Raw genomic sequence first — 1,819 nt, 5'->3', positions numbered from 1 at the left:
CGCCGGCACCAGCGCCGTCTCCACCGTCGGCGGCACGCTCAACGTGAAGCTGGAGAAGGTCAAGCTGCCCAACGGCTTCGAGGTGATCCTGGTCGAGGACCACCGCCTGCCGCTGGTGGCCTTCAACCTGTGGGTGCATGCGGGCCCCCGCAACGAGGCCAAGGGCCAGACCGGCTTCGCCCACCTGTTCGAGCACCTGATGTTCGCCGGCACCCGGCACATCCCGCGCGGCCAGGCTGACAAGATCATCGACGCGCCGGCGGCACCGATTCCAACGGCACGACCGACTTCGACCGCACGAACTACTTCTTCACGTTGCCGTCCAACCAGCTCGAACTCGGCCTGTGGCTGAAGTCGGACATGCTGGGCTACATGATCGACGAGGTCGATTCGGTGTCACTGGCCAACCAGCAGGACGTGGTCCGCAACGAGCGCCGCCAGTCGGTCGAGAACCGCCCCTACGGCATCGTCGAGGAAGCGCTGTACCAGGCGCTGTTCCCCGAGGGCCATCCGTACCGCGCCACCGTGATCGGCTCGCATGCGGACATCCAGTCGATCAAGCTGGAGGACGTGAAGGCCTTCGCCCGCAGCTACTACCGGCCCAACAACGCCACGCTGGTGCTGGCCGGCGACTTCGACCCGGCGCAGGCCAAGCGGCTGGTGCAGAAGTACTTCGGCCCGCTCAAGGCCGGTGATCCGGTGCCGCCGGTCCACGTGACGCAGCCCCGGCTGACCGAGGAAAAGCGCATCGAGGTGACCGACCGCATCGAACTCTCGCGCCTGGACGTGGCCTGGCACACGCCCGCCGTGTTCCAGCCCGGCGACGCGGAACTGGACATCGCCTCGCACGTGCTGGGCGGCGGCAAGTCCAGCCGCCTCTACAAGACGCTGGTCTACGACAAGCAGCTGGCGCAGTCGGTGCAGGTGCAGCAGTACTCGCTGTCGCTGGGCTCGGTGTTCTCGATCGAGGTGGTGGCGCGGCCCGGCAAGTCGCTGGACGAGATCCAGAAGATCGTCGACGACGCCGTCGCCGAGCTGGCCACCAATCCGCCCACGCCCGAGGAGATGGCCCGCGCCCGCGCCGCGATCGAGACCGGCACGCTGTCGCGGCTGGAGAAGGTCCAGGCCCTGGCCGACCAGATCAACTACTACAACCAGCAGGCCGGCGACCCGAACTACATCGGCAAGGACCTGGCCCGCTACCAGGCGATCACGCCGGCGCAGGTCCGCGACGTGGTGGCGCAGCAGCTGAAGAAGAACGCCCGCGTTGTCGTGCTGGCCACGCCGGGCGAGCAGAAGCTCGCCGCCGAGGTGCCGACGCCGCCGGCGCCCACGAAGGCCGCCCAGGGCGAGCGCGAGTCGATGAACCCGGACGTCGCCTGGCGCAAGACGCCGCCCCACGGCGGCAAGGCCAAGGCGCCGGTGCTGCCCGAGGGCCGGCGCCTGACGCTGGCCAACGGCCTGACGCTGATCCACATCCCCAACCCGGGACTGCCGCTGGTGAGCGCGACGCTGGTCGTGCGCGCCGGCCAGACCGCCAATCCGGCGGACCGGCCGGGCCTGTCGAGCTTCACCGCCGGCATGCTGCAGCAGGGCACGCAGACGCGCACCGCGCAGCAGATCGCCGACGAAGCCGCCGCGCTGGGCGCCGCGATCAGCAGCGGCGCCGGCCGCGACGAGGCCCGCATCGAAGCCAGCAGCCTCAAGCGCAACTTCCCGCAGACGCTGGCGCTGATGGCGGACGTGGCGCTGCATCCGGCCTTCGATGCGGCCGAGATCGCGCGCATGCAGAACCAGCGCCTGGCCGCGCTGCAGCAGC

General features: G+C 69.9%; 2 protein-coding genes. Both read left to right on the top strand.

What is annotated here, in order from left to right; genetic code table 11:
- A partial coding sequence (locus tag FUT87_RS13975) for a pitrilysin family protein (RefSeq protein ID WP_147241409.1) occupies positions 1–352 on the top strand: 352 nt, incomplete at its 5' end.
- Positions 316–1,819, top strand: a 1,504-nt coding sequence (locus FUT87_RS13970; protein WP_147241408.1) for a pitrilysin family protein, incomplete at its 3' end; no start/stop codon positions are given. The genes FUT87_RS13975 and FUT87_RS13970, both read left to right, overlap by 37 nt.

The organism is Mitsuaria sp. TWR114 (assembly GCF_007997345.1).
The sequence above is the reverse complement of the archived record's forward strand: the minus strand, read 5'-3'. Positions and strand labels throughout refer to the sequence as shown.